This is a genomic window from Pedobacter sp. NEAU-ZC8 (assembly GCF_059278965.1).
Genome location: NZ_JCAJXC010000023.1, coordinates 1 through 19000, shown reverse-complemented (window position 1 = coordinate 19000; position 19000 = coordinate 1). Strand labels below are relative to the sequence as shown.

Genomic DNA, 19000 nt, shown 5'->3' with positions numbered 1-19000 from the left:
TGGTATTGTAAATCAGTAACTTAGGTATGGACCTAATTCTTCTTCGATGAAAAAGAAACTTGTAGGCTTTTTGCTGCTTATTGCAACAGCGGCCTGTAACAGCACTGAAAAAGACATGAATAATTACAAATGGTCGGAGGCGGCTCCACCTGTAGCAGAAATGAAACCGATGCCGAGAGCGCTACACGGCGACACCGTAATCGATAACTATTACTGGATGATCGATTACTTTAAAAAAGGACCAGACAGCAATAAGGTGGTCGAATACCTTACCGCGGAAAATAAGTATCTGGACACCATGATGCATGGTACGAAGGAATTTCAGGAATCCCTTTTTAAAGAACTTAAAGGCCGCATCAAGGAAAAGGACGAGAGTGTGCCGGCGCTAAAGAATGGGTTCTATTATTACACCCGGACAGAAGAGGGCAAGCAATATTTCAAGTACTGCCGTAAAAAGGGGAGCCTGGATGCCAAAGAAGAAATACTGCTGGATATTGATGAAATGGCAAAAGGCTCAGCCTATTATTCTGCCGCTGGGTTTAGCGTAAGCCCAGACAACCGTTATCTGGCATACGGCCTTGATAAACTATCCCGGCGTCAGTATACCATCTATATCAAGGATCTTCAAACCGGCGAGATCCTGAAAGATGCCATCCCGAATACGGAAGCTGACCCAACCTGGGCAGCGGACAATAAAACACTTTTCTACACCTCTAAAAACATAGAAACCCTACTAAGCGAAAAGGTGAAAAAACATAAGCTTGGAGCGGAAGCGAGCCAGGATGAAGTCGTGTATCACGAAAAGGATCCAAGTAACTATATTGGAGTTTATAAATCAAAGTCCAACCAGAAGATCTTCATTTATTCTGGCGCAACGATGTCCTCGGAAATCCGGTACATCGATGCCGCCACACCGGACCAAAGCTTTAAGCTTTTCCAACCCCGCATCAAAGATGTGCTCTATGATGTGATCGCCCTGGACGATAAGTTCTTGATCCGAACTAATCTGGATGCTAAGAATTTCCGGTTAATGGAATGTGCGATGGACAATACCAGTCGCGAACACTGGAAAGAAGTCATACCGCATCGAAAAGATGTTTTGTTGCAATACGTGGATGAGTTTAAAGACTTTATCGTGCTTTCCGAGCGTAAGAACGGATTGGTACAGCTGCGCATTCAGCGGCGTGACGGCAAGGAACACGACGTAGAGTTTAAGGAGCCTGCCTACCTGCTGGAGAGTGCCGAAAACCCGGAATATGATTCCAAGACACTGCGTTTTATCTATACTTCTTTAACCACGCCAGTTTCTACGTACGACTATAACATGGAGACGAAAGCACGCAAACTGATGAAGCGGCAGGAGATCGTTGGTGGTTATGAACCAAAAGAATACACAACCGAGCGCATCTTTGCCACCGCGAAAGATGGTACCAAGGTGCCTATCGCATTAGTGTATAAGAACAGCACCAAACGCGACGGCAGGGCACCATTGCTGCTTTATGGTTATGGCTCGTATGGTGCCAACATGGACGCCGCTTTCTCCAGAAATGTGCTCAGCCTGCTTAACCGTGGCTTTATCTATGCCATTGCCAACATCCGCGGTGGCCAGGAACTCGGCCGCCAGTGGTATGAAGACGGCAAGCTGATGAAAAAACAGAACACCTTTACCGACTTCATCAGCTGCGGGGAGTATCTGATTGATCAGAAGTATACTTCCAAGGGGCATCTGTATGCAATGGGTGGCAGCGCAGGAGGACTCCTGATGGGGGCCGTCGTTAACATGGCACCAGACCTCTGGAAAGGGATCATTGCGCAGGTACCTTTTGTAGATGTGGTGAACACCATGTTGGATGAAAGTATTCCCTTAACCACGAATGAGTTCGATGAATGGGGCAATCCTAAAAAAAAGGAAGCTTATGATTACATGAAAAGCTATTCTCCCTATGAAAACATTGAACCGAAAACTTACCCAAACATGCTGGTGACCACGGGTCTGCACGACAGTCAGGTACAATACTTTGAGCCTGCAAAATGGGTGGCCAAGTTGCGGGCAACCAAAACCGATCAGAATGTCCTGTTGCTCAAGACCAATATGGATTTCGGACATGGTGGTGCTTCCGGAAGGTTTGATTACCTGAAGGATGTTGCGCTCAATTACGCTTTCCTGTTTGCGCTTGAAGGGATCAATAAATAAGGATCAAATTGCTCGTTATAAAATTAGATTGCTCCTTATAAAATAAGAAAGGCTCCTGCATCAACAGGAGCCTTTTACAAACATTGCAATAACAATCGAAGTTCAGCAACTTAGCGCAGCAGCTGTTTATTTATTAAATCGGTAGGCTACGCCACCATAAAAGTTCCTGGTTGCAGCGGGATTAAAATACCTGTTCCCAGCAGCATTCAGGTCATTGCCTAAACTGTATTTCTCATTAAAGAGGTTATCTACACCTGCATAGATCTCCAGTATGGCCTTGTTAAACTTCAACGTTCTCCAGCCAATCTTGCTTTGTACCAGATGATACTTATCCGCGAAAACCGAGTTTGCATCATTCAGCGGAATGCGCGACGTAAAGTTATGCTGCAGGAAGAAGTAAAATCCTTTTGGGAACTGCATGTCTACGCTACTGACGATACTTCCCTTAGGCACACCGGTAAGCCTGTTGCCAGAGTAATCTGCTGTGCGGTCCAGGTAATCTCTAAAGCGGAATTTGCTCAGTGTATAGGCGCTGCGAAGCTGCAGACCGCGTACAAAGCGGCTTTCGGCGTAAGGCAGTAGCCATGCACTCAGCGAGGTTTCCAAACCGTACTGATTGGTACCACCAGCATTGACAAAGAACTCCGTATCATCCTCATTCAATCGTCGTACAATAGCATTGTTCAGGCGGTAGTAAAAACCGGTCAGATCAACACTTACCCGTTGATCCCTGCTGTGCAGCGTGAAACCAGTTTCGTAGTTCCAACCCGATTCGGGTTGCAGGTCTACATTGATCACCTGGTCTGAAGCCCGGATCTCCGCAATGGTTGGCGGCGAGTAGCCTTTACTTACGGAGCCCCTCCAGGCAAAATCATCATTGATCAGGTAGGAGAGTGCCACACGCGGCATAAATTGTACATCCAGCTCGTTGGTTCGCTCCGCTACGGCTACAGGCGCAAGGCTTTCATAATCATACTTGTAGAGGTTGGCACTGGCAGAAAGTTCCAGCAGCCACTTGTCCTTGAAGTCAAAATTAGCGTGTAAGAACGCGAAGTTGGATGCTGCACGGAGTTTATCTTTCGACTGCACCGCCGCCGGGGTACCATAGTTGTTGTCGTAGTTATTGATGTCCGAAGAGGTACCCGTGCTTTCAACACCCAGGTTGAAACTGTATTTTAGATCCTGGACTTCCTGCTTGTATTCTACGAAAGTGCGCAGGCCCAATGTAGATTCAAAGCGTTGTTCATAATTGGTAATGAAAGGGTTTTTGAAATCGATGTAGGCGCCATAAACGGCTGCTACATGACGGAAACCGGGTGCAAAGTTCCATTCGTTGGATATCCCGCCGAAGAGCATTTTACTGTAGATCCCTGCTTGCTGCTCCGCCGCGGACCGGATGGCACCTGCTGCCGGTCTGGACCCACGTGGATTGGCTTCAAACTGCGCGGCATTTAAGCCACCCGGTGTCTGATAACTCAGATCTGAATAGAAGAACAGCGACTTTAGATTTGCATTGTCTGCATAACGCAGCTTCTGCGTCAGCTGCAGGTAATTGCGCTTCATGGCACTGTGATCACGATAGCCATCGCTGCGCTGGTAACCCTGGCTGATACCCAGGTCATAGTTCTTCCAGCTATTGCTTACGGAAGCGTTCTCATGAAACATGCCGAAGGATCCGCCTTCCACACGAAGGTTAGCTGCAGGTCCTGTGGATGGTGTCTCTGGATTGATCAGCACCACACCGCCAGAGTTGGCACCATAGACACTGCTTTGCGGACCTTTAAGGATCTGCAGTTGCCCCAGGGCATTTACGTCCAAAGCATTCAGGTAACTGTTGCCACCGGCATCCGTTAACGGAAATTCATCGAAGTAGAGCTTTACATTACGAATCCCAAAAGGGGAGCGCAATAAACTACCACGGATGGACAAGCGGTAACTGCCGGGAGATCGTTCTTCCATCCGTACGCCAGGTGTGGTATTTACCGCCGGAATAAGCGAGATGGAAGGCTGCCTGCCAAGAATGTGCTGATCCACAACACCAATGGAGCCTGTAGCGCGTAATAGCGGTTGCGTCGAAAAATAAGGATGGATAACAACTTCTTTCAATGTTCTGCTGCTGTCTGGGTTAACCTGGGCCGCTGCACTTAAAGAAAGCAGTAATAAAATGGAGGTCGTAAATTGCTTCATTATTTCGCTGCCACCCTCCATATTGTATTACTCACATCATCTGCCACCAGGATAGAGCCGTCCTTCATCTCAGCAATACCCACAGGTCTGCCGTACACTTCCGCTTTTTCAAGATCCGCAATGAAGCCTGTCAGGAAATCTTCCATTGGCCCTGCTTGTTCACCATTCTTAAATGGGATAAAAGGTACTTTATAGCCGGACAATTCCGACCTGTTCCAGGAACCATGCTGTCCAATGAACATACCACCCTGGTATTTCGCAGGGAATTTTTTGCCATTATAAAATGCCAGTCCAAGTGAAGCAGTATGGGATCCCACCGCAATATCCGGCACGAGTGTAGCCTTCACCAGATCTGGTCTTTTGCCAGCCATCCGCGGATCTTCATGTTGCCCGAAGTAGGCATATGGCCAGCCATAAAAGCCGCCTTTTTTCACGCTGGTCACATAATCCGGAACCAGATCATCACCCAGCTTGTCGCGCTCATTTACAGCAGTCCACAGCTTTTTCGTTCCTGGTGCCCAGGCCATGCCTACAGGGTTTCTTAAGCCTGCTGCATAGATGATCTCTCCGGAACCATCGGGATTGATCTCTAATATATTGGCTCTTTTCACTTCATGTTCCATCCCGTTTTCACCAACATTACTGCCGGATCCAACACTGACATAGATCTTCGAATTGTCTTCGTTTGCAATCAGGTTCCGTGTCCAGTGATTGTTATAGCCACCCGCAGGCAGGTCAACGATCTTCTTACCTTTGCCAGTGATCTTGGTGGCCCCCGTTTTATAAGGATAGGTAACCACACCGTCTGTATTGGCTACATATAGGGTGTTGCCAATAACCAACACGCCATACGGCTGATTCAGGCCGGATAAGAACAAGCTTTGTAAATCCGGTTTTCCATCCTTGTTGCTATCGCGGTACAGGATGATGGCGTTTGCACTTTCACCGCCTTGTTCCGACTTTGCTTTACCCGATATCACATTGGCGATCTGCTCCTTGGTAGAGCGCTCGGAATTGGATAGTACGGCAAGTACGTCCCCATTGGGAAGCACATAGAGGTTACGTGGACTCTTAATGTTGCCCGCGAATTTAGTTACGGTGAAACCTGCCGGTGCCACCGGGGTCTTACCTTCCGGCCAGCCGATAACTTTGCTGAAGCGATTTTTAGAGGCTTCCGGGTTCGGTGCAGGAAGGTTTAAGGTCTGATTGGATTTGGTTTTAACCTGGTCTGTCTGCGCGACAGCGATGTTGGTGCCCGATATCGCTACCAGTCCAAGCGGTAGTAGGGCTAAGGCCTTGGAGATATTTTTCATTTATGTTCGTTTCAAATAAAACAAGCTTTAAATCCAGATGTTTTCGAGCCCGGCAAAACAGCGCATTTAGATGCGCAGTTGATTTTCGGATCGAAGCAGGAAATTAGGTCAAAAAAAAGCCGTTCCTGGTTAAAGAAACGGCTTTAATGTATTTAAAAGAAGGACTAGCCTAATTTTGCTTTTAAGTTTTCGTCGATAGCAGCTAAGAACTCCTCCGTGTATAAGTAGTCTTTACCATGCTCAACTTTGTTACCGTGGATACAAACCGCTAAATCTTTAGTCATTTTTCCACTTTCTACAGTTTCGATACAAACCTGCTCTAAAGTATGGCAGAAGTTGATCAACTCCTGGTTGCCATCCAACTGGCCACGGAATTCTAAACCTCTTGTCCAGGCGAAGATCGACGCAATTGGGTTGGTAGAAGTTGGTTTTCCAGCCTGGTGATCACGGTAGTGACGGGTAACCGTACCGTGAGCTGCTTCAGCTTCCATGGTTTTTCCATCTGGTGTAACCAATGTAGAGGTCATTAAACCTAATGAACCAAATCCTTGTGCTACGGTATCAGACTGAACGTCACCATCATAGTTTTTACAAGCCCAAACAAAGTTACCGTTCCACTTCAATGCAGAAGCAACCATGTCATCAATTAAGCGGTGCTCATAAGTGATACCAGCTTCATCAAATTTTTGCTTGTAGTCATTCTGATAGATCTCTTCGAAGATATCTTTGAAGCGACCATCGTATTTTTTAAGAATGGTATTTTTAGTAGAAAGATATAAAGGCCATTTTTTCATCAATGCCTGGTTGAAACAAGCATGAGCGAAACCACGGATACTTTCATCTGTATTGTACATTGCTAAAGCAACACCATCACCTTTAAAGTTGTAAACGTCAAACGACTGTACTTCGCCACCATCTTCAGGAGTGAAAGTCAGGGTTAACTTACCTTTACCTTTAGTTACTAGATCCGTTGCACGGTATTGATCACCAAAAGCGTGACGACCGATGCAAATAGGAGCGGTCCAGTTTGGAACCAAACGCGGAACATTGCTCATTACAATTGGCTCACGGAAAACAGTACCATCAAGGATATTACGGATGGTTCCGTTTGGTGATTTCCACATTTGCTTTAAGCCGAATTCTTCCACACGTTGCTCATCAGGTGTGATGGTTGCACACTTAATACCTACACCATATTTTTTAATGGCTTCTGCAGCATCAACGGTTACCTGATCATCTGTTTGATCGCGGTATTCTACACCTAAGTCGTAGTATTTAATATCTAGATCTAAGTAAGGTAAGATCAGTTTATCTTTGATAAATTTCCAGATGATGCGGGTCATCTCATCACCATCAAGCTCTACAACCGGCTGGGTTACTTTAATTTTTTGTACAGACATATACGGGTTCAATTTTAAGTTCGATAGATTTTACAAAGATATAAATCTAAAAACAATTAAAGATTTGAGCAGGTTATTATGATAAAAACCTGAGATATGAACACAAATGAAGAAAATATTCCCGGAAGTGATTTAAGCTCTAAAGATAAATTACACCTTTCAGATCTGGGTGAAGTAAAAGACTTTGAAAACCTGGCTTACGATAAAGACGCCAACAGCTTTACCCTGGATGTAAAGGGTGATGATGATGAATATGATCATCCGCTACCTTATGATACCAGTGCGCCAACGGGCGAAGATTTTAATTCCACTTACGATGAGGCTAACCCGCACATTGGCGATGAATATGCGGCCAAAGATGAGCGCCTTGAAGGTGCCTTAGATGATCTTGGTATGCGCATCGATGATGGTGATATTGTGGAGCTTGATCCTGAAGACGAGTTCTTATCGAAAACCCCTGAAGATGACCGTCCGGATCTGGATGAAGAAGGTTACCCCATAAATGATGCCCCTCCAATGCCCTAAGGGCTAAGGATTGATATCCAGGTTAAAGCGCCTGCGCATTTCTTCCAGTTTCGGGTTTTTGCCAAGCAGGTATTGGTATTTCTCGGTACTGGTGTATAAGCGGTTCTGAATTTTCCGTTCCACCTTTTCGGTAACGATGGTCAGATCAAAGTTCTTTAACCTGGATCTTAAAAAGTTTAAAAACTCCACCATTTCACTTTGCAGGATGCTTTCCTGCGCACTATTTTCTATAGCGACCTTAATCTGTGTAGGGCTCTCCAGCTTCGGTGGATTACTTTTCAGGATCGTGAAGAAATTGATCTTATGTGCATCAAAAGCCTTTTTGGTGTATTCCTCCCATAATGCTAAGAGCTGTTCATAGCTGAAAGCTTCCTTATCGTCACCAACAATATATTTCGGCTCCTTATCATCCACGCCAGCAGCAAGGTTTTCCAATGCCGTTAATGAAGGGATCAGCGTGCCCCCAGAACCTATATTGCCATTCAGCTTGATGGACATGCTGCCGCTTTCCGGTTTTAGCTTAATCGGTGTTTCTGTTTTTTCTGCCGCCGGCTTTGCTACGGGTTCAGGTTCTTTAAAGGTCTGAGCTACTGGCTTTTGATCGTTACTGTAAGCCTTTTCAACTGCAACGCTGGTCGGCGCTGGCGGCGTTACACTAGTTTTTTTTTTAAGCTGATCTGTGTCAGTTAACGCTTCAGTACCATTCTTCGGCAATTGGGCCAGTTGCAGTACAGATGGGATGTGACACATCTTGATCAGGGCCAGCTCGACCTGCAGTCGTTGATTCTTGCTGTTCTTATAGCTGAGGTCACATTGATTGGCCAGGTTCAAACTGGTAAGAATGAAGGATACCTGGATCTGTTGACTTTGACTTAGATATTTCTGTTTAATGTTTTCACTTACTTCCAGCAATTTAACTGTCATTGGGTCTTTAGCCACAAGCAGATTTCTTAAATGCGTTGCCAGTCCGTTAATGAAATTATTTCCATCGAACCCATTGTTCAGGATTTCATCGAAAAGCACTAGTGCATTGCTCACGTCGGCATTGATCAGGTAATCCGTTAAGCGGAAATAATAGTCATAATCCAGAATGTTGAGGTTATCAATAACCGATTTATAAGTCAGGTTCTTGTTGGTATAACTAACAATCTGGTCGAACATGGATAGCGCATCACGCAAACCGCCGTCGGCTTTCTGCGCAATGATATGCAGTCCGTCTGCTTCGACGTTGATCTGTTCGCGTTGCGCGATCTTATTCAATAAACCCGCAATATCATCTACCTGGATCCGGTTGAAATCGAAGATCTGACAACGGGAAAGGATGGTTGGCAGGATCTTATGCTTTTCTGTCGTGGCCAGAATGAAAATCGCATAGGAAGGTGGTTCTTCCAGGGTTTTCAGGAATGCGTTAAAGGCGTTTGCCGAAAGCATGTGCACCTCATCGATGATGTAGATCTTATACTTGCCGGCTTGCGGTGGAATACGAACCTGTTCAATTAAACTTCTAATATCATCTACCGAGTTATTAGAAGCAGCATCGAGTTCATGGAAGTTAAAAGAATGTCCGGTTTGAAAAGAAACGCAGGACTCACAAACACCACAGGCCTCCTGATCGGGGGTGATGTTGGTGCAGTTGATGGTTTTTGCCAGGATCCTTGCGCAAGTGGTTTTTCCGACACCACGGGGACCGCAGAAAAGAAAAGCCTGGGCAAGCTGGTTATTCCTGATGGCATTTTTCAGCGTACCGGTAATATGGTTTTGTCCAACTACGGTTTCGAAAGTAGCTGGGCGATATTTACGGGCAGAAACAATGAAATTTTCCATCGCCACGAAATTAGATAATTTTTGCATGCCATGGGGAATATGTTGGAAAATAATGCCAGCAGCAAACGTTTCCAAGCCCTGCTGCGCTGTAGTTGAGACATGGTTGAGCCCTGGTTAAGCCGGGGTCGAGCCGCCTAGAGCCGGCTCAAGGGCGGGTCAAGGCCGGGTTGAGGGCGGCTTGAGGGTGGGTCGACCCCAAAGCTGTCTTATCCTTGTCTTGTCCTAGTATAGCTGTAGGTGTTTAGCTGTTAACTCTAAACTGCTTATATACTTGGAGTTGTTATTCCGGTTTGAGTTATACACGCTGTATTTTCACTTAATTGCGACATTTGCGCTTTAGATCCACCCTTCAGGCATGAAACAAAGATTCAGACGGCGGTATCGTACCGCGAAATACATATTTTATAAAGAGACCCTGATCGACTACCGCGAACATTTCTGGACCTTCCTGGGCTCTTTTGTTGGCATTGCGCTCATTGGGTTCATCCATAGCGAGTACCTCACCGTTCACGACAACCTGTTTATCATTGGTTCCTTTGGCGCCAGTTCCGTGCTGATCTATGGGATCATCAACAGTCCGCTGGCGCAACCCAGAAATCTGATTGGTGGCCATGTGGTCTGTGCCTTTGTAGGCGTTTGCGTGTACAAGCTCATTCCGAACGAGCTCTGGCTGAGCTCCGCTTTGTCGGTATCACTGTCCATTGTTGCCATGCAGATCACCAAAACTTTGCATCCGCCGGGTGGCGCAACCGCATTGATCGCGAATATTGGTTCAGAAAAAATACATGCTTTAGGCTTTATGTATGTGTTCAGTCCGGTGCTAACCGGCGTCTTGATCCTGCTGCTGGTGGCCATAGTGTTCAACAATGCGACCCCACACCGGAAGTATCCGCACAACAAACACTGGTACAAGCTTTGGAAGCGAAGCTACCGCGGAAAACGTACCAGGAATCCAAAATAGGTTACTGGACTCAGAATAATTTATTCGTACTTTGCTCGAAAGACGCTCACATGTTTAAATCAATCCTATTAACGCTGCTGTGCTTCCTTTGCCTGGATGCCGCCTATGCCCAAAACAGTTCGAAAACAGATAGCTTATATCAAGCAGCCTTACACTGCTACGAGCAGCAAGACAAAGCTCAAGCAATGCAACTTTTCCAGCAAGTGCTACAGTTCAACCCGCTGCATAAAGATGCGTTGTTCAATTTCGGCGTGGTAAATTACGAACTTGGAAATCAAAATAAAGCTTTTGAAATTTTTCAGCAGGGCGTTAAACTGCATGACCGAAATGCTGCTGAACTACTTAAAGAACTCGGGCAACCTATTGCTTATGCAGATACGATGTATTTGGATGATGTAGATACCTTACCAAAGGTTTTGATCAGTAAAGGGCCAGAAAATCTGTTTAGATCAGCTGGGGCGCTAAGTTTTGTTTTACAGGACCAGATCGCTAAAGAAATTATGCAGTCGACTGAAATTAAAAAGCGGCTTGGCAAGAGCAGGAAGCTTTTTGTGACATTAATGTTTTTGGATGACGGTCGCTTAACAGGAGATGTAATTCTCAGTAATGAAGGCCAGGGTCAACATGTTAACATGGTCTTTGAAGGCATTCAGCTATTGCCAGCCAAATATCAGGGAAAGGCAGTTTCTGTATGGGGATTGAATGTTCCTATCTCATTGAATAAAGATTAATTTGTGCCTTAATGCAGACAGAAATGTCTAAAAATGGGAACACCTGCTTCACATTTTTTTGCACGGTTTCGAATGTTTATGAATTGTTAAGATTCCCCGTCAGGCACTAAGCAGGCTTGATTTTTTAACATCATTATTTTCTGTTCCGGTAGTTTTTGGTTTGCTTCTTGTAAAATCAGCAGTACAAACATCTACTAAATTTTTGAACTTAAAATTTGAAGTTATGAAAAGAACATCAATCTTAAAAAATGTATTAGCGGGGACGTCATTGTTGTTATTTGCGACTTTAATTACATCTTGTAAGAAGGATGACGTTGATGAGGTTGGATCAGCCAATGTGATTGTGGTAAATGCATCAACCGGGTCTTCAGCGCAAACCTTCCAGCTTGCAGGGAATACGGTAAGGTCAGGCTTAACCTTCGGACAAAATACAGAGTACATCGCGACGAACTCTGGCAATAACCTGCGCGCCATTTTTAAAAATGACGGCTCTGATACTGAATACGCATCTGAGGAGATCGATCTGGTTAACGGCAGAAACTACAGTGTGTTTTTAGCCGGCGACGGTCAGAATGCAAGGGTTAGGGCGTTTGAGGACAACCTGGCTGCGCCAACCAGCGGACAAGCTAAAGTACGTTTTGTGCACTTAAGCGACGCTGCACCTGCAAATGTGGACATCCGCCGGGCAAATGGTGACAACCTGGTTGTAAATCTTGAACATGATAAAGCGAGCGACTGGGTAACTGTCGGTCCAGGGGTATTGTCTTTACAAGTATTTGCAGCTGGGCAAACCACAAATCTGGGCAACTTTGATCTAAGTGCATTTGCACCGGATAAGATCTACACCGTTTACGTGGCCGGATCGAATGCTGACGACATCAGTGTTCATCAGATCAGCCATAACTAAAAGCGTGCGCTCTTAAAAGAAAAGCCGCGGGCACAGCCTTGCGGCTTTTTTAATGCCTGGAATATCTGTTATCTTTATCTTGTAAATTGCTTAGCATGAAAACGCAGCAGTATGTATATGGCCTTGCTTTCCTATTGACGCTATGTACCTCTTGTGCGAAAAATACGCCGCAGACGAATCACCGTTTAAATATCCGCAATGCCAGGGAACTCCAGGAGTTCTTCCGGTATTCGGGTGAAGACCGCCCGATCATCAGTGGCCACCGGGGTGGTATGATGAAGGGTTATCCTGAAAATTCCATCGCCCTTTTTGAGCATACGCTGCGTTATACGCCGGCCATATACGAAGTGGATCCGCGGCTCACTAAAGACAGCGTTGTGGTACTCCTGCACGATGAAACACTGGAGCGGACAACGACAGGTACCGGGCGCGTCTCTGATTATACCTATGAAGCGCTCAAACAGCTGAAGTTGATCGATATTGAAGGCAACCTTACCGCTTACCGGATACCTACACTTGTGGAAGCACTTGAATGGAGTAGCGGAAAGACGGTGCTCAACCTGGACAAAAAGGATGTGCCGCTTGCCATGACCGCGAAGATCTTAAGGGAATGTGGTAATGAAGCCGTTCTGGTAAGTGTTTCCAACCCCAAAGAAGCTAAGTTTTACTACAATGATAACCCGGAAAGAATGATGACCGCTCATATCAATTCCAAAACCGTATTCGATGCCTATGTGGCCGCTGGAATTCCATGGAAGAATATCGTAGCCTATGTAGGGCCGCTAAATAAAGCGGAAAATAGAAAGCTCTACGAGTTGCTGCATGCGGAAGGGGTGATGTGTATGATGTCGGCTGCTTCTTCTTACGACAGGCTGCGCGAACCGGCAAGGCGTGCTGCCAATTACAGGGATGCTTTCTCGCAAGGAATCGATATCCTGGAAACCGATTATCCGGTCGCAGTTGCGGAGGCGATTAAACCGCTCGTGCCTACATCGAGCATTCAGCAGAAATATATCATGATCATGCAGGATTAGTGTGATGCGCAAACGTCCAGAGCTGTATTAAAAATATTACGCCAGAATGGGCTATCTGCTTAAGCATCTGTCGAAATAGTTGTATCTTGAAGCATCAGTTTTTAACAGCTCAACATATGAAAAGTAACCGTATGCTCCTTGCTATCCCCATTCTTGCATTATTAAGTGTATCAGCGCATGCTGCACAAAGCACTGGCTCCACAAACATTCTGGTTAATGTTGCGGAGGATCCCCAGCCCCTGATTAAATCTTTCGCAAGAGATTCCACAAAGTATTCTGCGGACAGGAAGGTTGTATCGCTTTTTGGTGATGCAAAGATTATGTCGAAAGATGTTGCCGTGATTGCAGATGAGATCGTTTATGATGCCACAGCGCAGACTTTGAAAATTAAGAATCTTCAATCGCTTATGGTTAGGAGTAAGGAGCATAAAGGAAAATTTGATGGCTCATCGCTAACGTTAAAGCTAACGGAAGCCGGGTACGAAGTTGTTAAATGATGTTTAATAATGTTTTCAATTGCCCTACAATTTCGCTGCCCTTACTTTAGTGTTAACAGAACTGTTAACACCCGTCCTAAATGAGATTACCTAAATTGTGGATACTTGCGGCTTTTGCTTTGTTGCTGAGCCATTCCAATAGCTATGCGCAGCAGCAGGATGCCGGCATCCTCGAGGCGTTAAATCGTGTGATCAGGCCAGTTGAGACGCTTGAGCCTGAGGGTAGCTTTTCAGACTTGAACTTTTTGGATGAAGTCATCGCTTCAAAAAATGTAATTGGATTAGGGGAGGTAACGCATGGTACCGCGGAAGTCTTCAAATACAAGGACAGGCTGATCCGTTATTTGGTAACGAAGCATAGTTTCAAAGCGATCGGTTTTGAAAGCGACTTTATAGCCGTTGAACACCTGGATAATTACATCAATCATGTCGCGGATACCATCAAGGTTGCTGGCGGCTTTCCTTTGAATGATCATACCAAGGAGATGTTGTCCTGGCTCAGAAGCTATAACATGGATAAGTCTGCCGCTGACCGCGTTCATCTTTATGGGTTGGAGCTAAGAGGGTTTTATAGCATTTCCGCAAAGATATTGGCTGCAGCACCTGATCTTTCAGCTGCGGACAAACAAATCCTTCAGAAGTTTGCGCGTACGGATTATTACGCATTGACAAAAAGCGACATCTCAAACTTAAAAGCATCCTTTCCATCTTTTCGGGCAGTGCAGCGCTTAAATGCCCTGTCGCCAGCGGTGTTTAGCCATTACCTGGATATGCTATCAGATGCGATAGAGCACTTTGGTACAACATACGCAGGTGTTCGTGATGAAGCGATGGCGCGAAATGCCAACTGGATGCTGGAGCAAACAAAGAACAAGAAGTTGATTGTTTGGGCACATAATGGCCATGTTTCCAAAGCGCCGCTGTTCCGTATCAAGAAAATGGGACAATATCTGGCGGAAGCACATGATTACTATGTTATTGCTACGGACTTTAGTGCGGGTGATGTGCTGGTTAGCGTAAAGGATCAAGGGAGAAATAAGCTTCAAGCTGTTCATTATCCAAAGCCAGACTTCCGAAAGATCTACGAGTATTATTTTGAACAACTGAAGTATGAAAACTTCTTTCTGAATCTAAACGCCAGTGAGCAAATGCCAGCATTAAAGACATTCTTTGAACAGCCCTTAAACATGCGTATGATTGGTTCAACAGCCACACCAGCTTATGTGAAATTGGCAATGGCAAAGCATTTTGATCTGATTGTATTTATAAAAAATAGTACCGCAAGTTAGCTGCGGTAAATATTGTAGTTTAAAATTGAATAACACCTGTATGAATCAAGCTGCGCTTCTTTCCGATGCCGATACCTCATCAACGTCCATTAATGACCAATCTGTTCAGATCAAGGATCACAAAGTAGAATATCTTTCTTCCTTAACCGCATTGCGTGGCATCGCGGCATTGCTGGTGGCGGTGTTTCATTTTGAAATGGCTGCAGCCCGCTTTGTTCCCGCTGCGCAGTCTATGTTCTTTGAGAAATGCTACCTTATGGTTGACTTGTTTTTTATCATGAGCGGATTTATCATGCTGCATGTGTACAGCAAGGATTTTACGGCGCGTGTTCAAGGTGATTCTTTGAAGAAGTTTTTTGTAGCGCGTTTTGCTAGAGTGTATCCATTGCATCTGTTTTCAACGCTACTGCTGGTAGTGATTGTTCGGTATCTAACCAACTGGGGCAATCCCCCGATCCTTTTGGAACAACCATCAGACATTCTGCCGAACATCCTGCTGCTGCATTCCTTTGGATTTACCAAGATCTATTCCTGGAACATTCCTTCCTGGAGCATCAGTGCCGAATTTGCCGCCTACCTGTTATTTCCTTTCCTAGCACTGTTTCTGAATAGGAAGCGCTTGATTGCCGTGCTGTTGTTGGCGGTGTTTGTTGTTGCAGCCTACTATTCGATCATGTATGTGCTGCCACGGAAAAATCCGATAAACCCCGCCATTCCGGTGCCTCACAATCTGAATACCACGTTTGATTATGGCTATATCCGCGGCATTGCGGGTTTCGTTACCGGCATGCTCGTTTATCTGGTTTACGGATTGCAGTCCTTCAAGAAAGCCTTTTCCGGTGATTTCGTTTCCATATTACTGATGCTTGGCATTGGTCTTTCGCTGCATTATGCCTTAAATGACGGTGTTACCGTATCACTTTTTGCGCTGCTCGTGCTCAGCATCGCTGCAAATACCGGGAAGATCGCAACCTTCTTCAATAGCCGGGTGATGCAGTTCTTAGGTGATATTTCTTATTCCATTTATCTGATGCAGATTTTTTTACAGGAGCCCTTTTCGCATGGCTATCAGCTTCCCGGGACGGTAGGTGTAGGTCGTGGAAGACAGAACATTGAACTTTTCAGCGGCATATTTTATTGCTTGATTTATCTGGTGCTGCTGATAGTGATTTCTTACATCTCTTACCGTTGGCTTGAGCGCCCTTGTCGTAGATTCATCAATCATGCCTGGGGTAAATAATTCAGCCTTAGCCTGTTGTGTGCGGCTAGGCTGCTGTTGGCTTTGCTTCCCCGAACTGTGCATTGATCAGTGGTGTTTTTGGTGCCAGGAAAAATCCCGTAAGGCTCGCAAACATAATCGGTACAAAATAGTGGAAACCCGTCATGGTAGCCAGCAGAACAATGACGCTGATCGGCGTGCGGGTTACACAAGCATTAATTGCCGCAATACAGCACACCATCATCAAAGCAATATTCTGATCCGGGAAGAACCGGTGCAGGATCAACCCAAGTGTGGTGCCTACAAAAAACAATGGAATGATAAATCCACCACGCCAGCCCGAAGTCATGGTAATGGAAATGGCCAGCAATTTTCCAAGAATGATTGCGAAAAGCATGGTCAGGCTCAGGTCGGAGACCAAAAGTTCTGATATTTCATCATGACCGAAATAGCGCGTGATTGGCAACTGATAGCCAATGATGCCCAGAATTAGTCCGCCGATGGCCAGCTTAACGTAAATGGGAACAGGAAAGCTCTTGAAAACGGATTTGAACTGTTTTACCATATAGATAAATAGCCAACCTACTGCGGTGGCAATCATGGCGTAGGCAACAGCATACATCAGGTCGGATAAGTTCGTTTCCACGTAGGGAGGGAAGTTCCAGGTCGGTCCGATGGGGGTACCGGTGATCAGCAGGAAGACAACGAAACTTGCGCAGCTGGCGACAATGGCTGGGATCATCGCTTGATAGTATTGGCTGACGTGTTTATGATGCAGGATTTCGATGGCAAAAAGACTTCCGCCGAGTGGCGAACCGAAGAGCGCAGTAAATGCTGCAGCCATACCGGCGATGGTCAGGGAACGCATATCTTCACCTTTCATCTTGAATTTCCGCGCTACCCAGGTGCCGATGGAACCGGAGACTTGCACCAAAGGTGCTTCGGGACCTAAACTTCCTCCGCTGGAAATACAAAGCAGGGAAGACATGATCATGGAAGGATTGTTCTTCGCGTTCAGCTGTCCGCCCTTGAAGCGGATGTTGTCTACGATCAGATCGATCTCACCGGGGTCGCCAAGCTTTTTAATTACTATACCGGCGAGTAGTCCCGCCAAGGTCATCAAGGGAATGATCCAGAGGCCTTCAACTTTTGATAACAGGTGAATCATTTCTTCGAGCACGAGCCAGTAAGCACCTGCAGTGACGCCACCTAGCGCACCAAGCAGGATCCAAAGCCAGAACATCCGACTGAAAACGAAAGGATTGAAGCTGAGGGTATGATTTGCTTTCTGCTTAAGTGCGACGATTTTTCTCTTGTTGCTGTATTCCATAAGCTTGATTGTGCCGCAAAACTACGGGTAAATTTAGGGAAGCACTAATTTTTAAAGCAACAAGGTGATTATCATATACATAAATGCAGTCTGACAGTTTGTTTAAAAGAATATTATTCTTAAGTTTGCATCCCCGTAGTCGATGCGGGATAAACTAAATAATTAAATAACAATGAATCAGTACGAAACTGTTATCGTTCTAACCCCGTTGTTGTCAGAAGAAGTAGCTAAAGAAGCAATTGCGAAATTTAGCAAAATCATCGCTGACAGCGGAGCCGAGATTATCCAAGAGGATAGTTGGGGTTTGAGAAAATTAGCGTATCCGATTGCAAAAAAAGCAAGCGGACATTTCCACCTAACGGAGTACAAAGCGTCAGGTGAATTAATTAACAAATTGGAATTAGAACTAAAACGCGATGAGCGTGTTCTACGTTTCTTAACCGTTAGATTGGACCGTCACGCGGTTGCATACAACGAGAAGAAACGCAGTGGTGCTTTTAACAAAAAACCTAAACAGGAGGCTGCAGTATAATGGCGAAAGATCAAAAAATACAGTATGTTACCGCTCCTAAAGTGGACGATAACAGAAAGAAATATTGCCGTTTCAAAAAGAATGGTATTAAATATATTGATTACAAAGACGCAAACTTCTTGTTGAAATTCATCAATGACCAAGGTAAAATTTTACCACGCCGTTTAACCGGTACTTCATTGAAATTCCAACGTAAAGTGGCTCAGGCGGTAAAACGTTCTCGTCACATTGGTTTGTTACCTTTCGTTGCTGACCAATTAAAATAAGCGCTGAACATGGAAATTATTTTAAAACAAGATATCAAATCCCTAGGGGAGAAAGATGATATCGTGAATGTAAAGCCAGGTTTTGGTCGTAACTACTTAATTCCTCAAGGATTTGCTCAATTGGCTACACCTTCTGCGAAAAAAGTATTGGCTGAAAACTTGAAACAAGCTGCTTTCAAACAAGATAAAATTAAGAAAGATGCTGAAGAGATCGCTACACGTTTAACTGATGTTAAATTGTCTATCGGTGCTAAAGCTGGTGAGTCTGGTAAAATCTTTGGTGCAGTTAACACCATTATGATTGCTGACGCATTGAAACAACAAGGTTTTGATGTTGACCGTCGCCGTATTACTTTTGAAACTGAACCTAAATTTGTTGGTGACTATGTTGCTAACTTAAACTTACACAAAGAAGTGAAAGTTAAAGTTCCTTTCGCAGTAGTAGCTGAGTAATCTTTATTACAAGATAAGAAAAAGCGTTCCGGATTCCGGGACGCTTTTTTTGTGTGCGCCCGGCACGGGCGCAAACTATAGGGTGAAAGTCCCGAACGCGCCTTGATAGTGGGAAGCGTTAACCTAAGGCAAGGGTGTCCTTCGCGAGGAGGAATCTGAAGGAAGCCGGCGGTAAATCTCTGGCCTGACGAACAGGAAGCGAATCAGGCAGTTGGATGTGGGTGAGTTTGCACAACAAAATAAAGCCCAAAACTATCCGAAACATCCCGCTGTATATTCGACAGGTATATGGAGAGAAAGTTTGCGTTCTTACCCGGGGAGATCTGATAAACTGCTGC

General features: G+C 45.2%; 17 protein-coding genes. 12 read left to right on the top strand and 5 right to left on the bottom strand.

What is annotated here, in order from left to right; translation table 11 throughout:
- Positions 1-46: 46 nt before the first annotated feature.
- Positions 47-2194 (top strand): S9 family peptidase, encoded by a 2148-nt coding sequence (locus AC5WJX_RS16095; protein WP_494485331.1) that lies wholly within the window; start codon positions 47-49, stop codon positions 2192-2194.
- Between the two features lie 126 nt (positions 2195-2320).
- Here the strand turns inward: AC5WJX_RS16095 and AC5WJX_RS16090 are convergent, their stop codons facing one another.
- The 3 genes from AC5WJX_RS16090 to AC5WJX_RS16080 all read right to left on the bottom strand — a co-directional run bounded on the left by AC5WJX_RS16090 (position 2321) and on the right by AC5WJX_RS16080 (position 7094).
- Complete coding sequence (locus tag AC5WJX_RS16090) at positions 2321-4381, bottom strand: TonB-dependent receptor (RefSeq protein ID WP_494485330.1); 2061 nt, start codon at positions 4379-4381, stop codon at positions 2321-2323.
- Positions 4381-5694, bottom strand: a complete 1314-nt coding sequence (locus AC5WJX_RS16085; RefSeq protein ID WP_494485329.1) for a PQQ-dependent sugar dehydrogenase — start codon at positions 5692-5694, stop codon at positions 4381-4383. Before AC5WJX_RS16085 ends, AC5WJX_RS16090 begins: the two co-directional genes overlap by 1 nt.
- 164 nt (positions 5695-5858) lie before the next feature.
- Positions 5859-7094, bottom strand: a complete 1236-nt coding sequence (locus AC5WJX_RS16080) for an NADP-dependent isocitrate dehydrogenase (protein ID WP_440427812.1) — start codon at positions 7092-7094, stop codon at positions 5859-5861.
- Between the two features lie 96 nt (positions 7095-7190).
- Between AC5WJX_RS16080 and AC5WJX_RS16075 the strand changes: the two genes are divergently transcribed.
- Positions 7191-7619, top strand: a complete 429-nt coding sequence (locus AC5WJX_RS16075; RefSeq protein ID WP_440427811.1) for a hypothetical protein — start codon at positions 7191-7193, stop codon at positions 7617-7619.
- Between the two features lie 3 nt (positions 7620-7622).
- Here the strand turns inward: AC5WJX_RS16075 and AC5WJX_RS16070 are convergent, their stop codons facing one another.
- On the bottom strand, positions 7623-9443 hold the full coding sequence (locus AC5WJX_RS16070; protein ID WP_494485328.1) for a DNA polymerase III subunit gamma/tau: 1821 nt from the start codon (positions 9441-9443) through the stop codon (positions 7623-7625).
- 355 nt (positions 9444-9798) lie between these two features.
- Here AC5WJX_RS16070 and AC5WJX_RS16065 point away from each other — a divergent pair, with 355 nt between their 5' ends.
- The 7 genes from AC5WJX_RS16065 to AC5WJX_RS16035 all read left to right on the top strand — a co-directional run bounded on the left by AC5WJX_RS16065 (position 9799) and on the right by AC5WJX_RS16035 (position 16102).
- Positions 9799-10404: an HPP family protein gene (locus AC5WJX_RS16065; RefSeq protein WP_440427807.1), complete on the top strand. Its 606-nt coding sequence runs from the start codon at positions 9799-9801 to the stop codon at positions 10402-10404.
- A gap of 50 nt (positions 10405-10454) precedes the next feature.
- Positions 10455-11135 (top strand): tetratricopeptide repeat protein, encoded by a 681-nt coding sequence (locus tag AC5WJX_RS16060; RefSeq protein WP_494485327.1) that lies wholly within the window; start codon positions 10455-10457, stop codon positions 11133-11135.
- A 223-nt stretch (positions 11136-11358) separates the two neighbouring features.
- On the top strand, positions 11359-12042 hold the full coding sequence (locus AC5WJX_RS16055) for a DUF4397 domain-containing protein (RefSeq protein WP_440427804.1): 684 nt from the start codon (positions 11359-11361) through the stop codon (positions 12040-12042).
- A gap of 95 nt (positions 12043-12137) precedes the next feature.
- On the top strand, positions 12138-13076 hold the full coding sequence (locus tag AC5WJX_RS16050; protein WP_494485326.1) for a glycerophosphodiester phosphodiesterase family protein: 939 nt from the start codon (positions 12138-12140) through the stop codon (positions 13074-13076).
- Between the two features lie 116 nt (positions 13077-13192).
- Positions 13193-13573 (top strand): hypothetical protein, encoded by a 381-nt coding sequence (locus AC5WJX_RS16045; RefSeq protein WP_494485325.1) that lies wholly within the window; start codon positions 13193-13195, stop codon positions 13571-13573.
- Positions 13574-13653: 80 nt separating this feature from the next.
- Positions 13654-14862 (top strand): erythromycin esterase family protein, encoded by a 1209-nt coding sequence (locus AC5WJX_RS16040; RefSeq protein WP_494485324.1) that lies wholly within the window; start codon positions 13654-13656, stop codon positions 14860-14862.
- Positions 14863-14902: 40 nt separating this feature from the next.
- A complete protein-coding gene (locus AC5WJX_RS16035) occupies positions 14903-16102 on the top strand; it encodes an acyltransferase family protein (RefSeq protein ID WP_494485323.1) in 1200 nt (399 codons plus the stop codon).
- Between the two features lie 25 nt (positions 16103-16127).
- On the opposite strand, the gene AC5WJX_RS16030 is transcribed toward AC5WJX_RS16035, so the two are convergent.
- Complete coding sequence (locus tag AC5WJX_RS16030; RefSeq protein ID WP_494485322.1) at positions 16128-17411, bottom strand: chloride channel protein; 1284 nt, start codon at positions 17409-17411, stop codon at positions 16128-16130.
- Between the two features lie 172 nt (positions 17412-17583).
- Between AC5WJX_RS16030 and rpsF the strand changes: the two genes are divergently transcribed.
- The 3 genes from rpsF to rplI are packed head-to-tail and all read left to right on the top strand — an operon-like array spanning position 17584 to position 18662.
- Positions 17584-17943, top strand: a complete 360-nt coding sequence (gene rpsF, locus AC5WJX_RS16025) for a 30S ribosomal protein S6 (protein ID WP_440427792.1) — start codon at positions 17584-17586, stop codon at positions 17941-17943.
- Positions 17943-18209 (top strand): 30S ribosomal protein S18, encoded by a 267-nt coding sequence (gene rpsR / locus AC5WJX_RS16020; RefSeq protein WP_188626327.1) that lies wholly within the window; start codon positions 17943-17945, stop codon positions 18207-18209. Before rpsF ends, rpsR begins: the two co-directional genes overlap by 1 nt.
- A 9-nt stretch (positions 18210-18218) precedes the next feature.
- Positions 18219-18662 carry a 50S ribosomal protein L9 gene (gene rplI / locus AC5WJX_RS16015; RefSeq protein WP_440427790.1) on the top strand — a complete coding sequence of 148 codons (444 nt, stop codon included), beginning with the start codon at positions 18219-18221 and terminating at the stop codon, positions 18660-18662.
- The last annotated feature ends 338 nt before the right edge of the window (positions 18663-19000 follow it).

Coding starts and splice junctions, on each gene's coding strand:
- AC5WJX_RS16070 (WP_494485328.1), bottom strand. CDS start 9,443: ATGGAAAATTTCATTGTTTCTGCCCGTAAATATCGCCCAGCTACTTTC.
- AC5WJX_RS16040 (WP_494485324.1), top strand. CDS start 13,654: ATGAGATTACCTAAATTGTGGATACTTGCGGCTTTTGCTTTGTTGCTG.
- rpsR (WP_188626327.1), top strand. CDS start 17,943: ATGGCGAAAGATCAAAAAATACAGTATGTTACCGCTCCTAAAGTGGAC.
- rpsF (WP_440427792.1), top strand. CDS start 17,584: ATGAATCAGTACGAAACTGTTATCGTTCTAACCCCGTTGTTGTCAGAA.
- AC5WJX_RS16030 (WP_494485322.1), bottom strand. CDS start 17,411: ATGGAATACAGCAACAAGAGAAAAATCGTCGCACTTAAGCAGAAAGCA.
- AC5WJX_RS16055 (WP_440427804.1), top strand. CDS start 11,359: ATGAAAAGAACATCAATCTTAAAAAATGTATTAGCGGGGACGTCATTG.
- AC5WJX_RS16045 (WP_494485325.1), top strand. CDS start 13,193: ATGAAAAGTAACCGTATGCTCCTTGCTATCCCCATTCTTGCATTATTA.
- AC5WJX_RS16080 (WP_440427812.1), bottom strand. CDS start 7,094: ATGTCTGTACAAAAAATTAAAGTAACCCAGCCGGTTGTAGAGCTTGAT.
- AC5WJX_RS16075 (WP_440427811.1), top strand. CDS start 7,191: ATGAACACAAATGAAGAAAATATTCCCGGAAGTGATTTAAGCTCTAAA.
- AC5WJX_RS16095 (WP_494485331.1), top strand. CDS start 47: ATGAAAAAGAAACTTGTAGGCTTTTTGCTGCTTATTGCAACAGCGGCC.
- rplI (WP_440427790.1), top strand. CDS start 18,219: ATGGAAATTATTTTAAAACAAGATATCAAATCCCTAGGGGAGAAAGAT.
- AC5WJX_RS16085 (WP_494485329.1), bottom strand. CDS start 5,694: ATGAAAAATATCTCCAAGGCCTTAGCCCTACTACCGCTTGGACTGGTA.
- AC5WJX_RS16050 (WP_494485326.1), top strand. CDS start 12,138: ATGAAAACGCAGCAGTATGTATATGGCCTTGCTTTCCTATTGACGCTA.
- AC5WJX_RS16060 (WP_494485327.1), top strand. CDS start 10,455: ATGTTTAAATCAATCCTATTAACGCTGCTGTGCTTCCTTTGCCTGGAT.
- AC5WJX_RS16090 (WP_494485330.1), bottom strand. CDS start 4,381: ATGAAGCAATTTACGACCTCCATTTTATTACTGCTTTCTTTAAGTGCA.
- AC5WJX_RS16065 (WP_440427807.1), top strand. CDS start 9,799: ATGAAACAAAGATTCAGACGGCGGTATCGTACCGCGAAATACATATTT.
- AC5WJX_RS16035 (WP_494485323.1), top strand. CDS start 14,903: ATGAATCAAGCTGCGCTTCTTTCCGATGCCGATACCTCATCAACGTCC.